At 67.1% G+C, this 237-nt stretch carries 1 pseudogene; it reads left to right on the forward strand.

The window, feature by feature from the left end:
• Nucleotides 1–237 (forward strand): annotated as a pseudogene (locus Q4528_RS15990) (hypothetical protein); the annotation flags it as partial.

A 237-nucleotide genomic window follows, 5' to 3' on the forward strand; every position in this document is an offset into this window, starting at 1 on the left:
GTCGAGTCAAGGAGCAGCAGCGGCGTATCGGTGCCGCCGAGTTCCGGAACACGCAGTTCGGCTACCGCCTTGGTGAGGGAGTCGAGCAGTTCGTCTCGACACCCGAGCTGGCGAGCCCAGACTCGATTGGTCTCGATCCGCTACCGCCCGGGCAAGTGTGGGCGATTTCCGAGAGCAACGGCGACGTCGGCCCAGGGCTTTACCGGATCGAGGCGGCGGACACGCCCGGCTCAGGCG

It is taken from the genome of Staphylococcus pasteuri (assembly GCF_030547725.1).
Taxonomy (GTDB): domain Bacteria; phylum Bacillota; class Bacilli; order Staphylococcales; family Staphylococcaceae; genus Staphylococcus; species Staphylococcus pasteuri.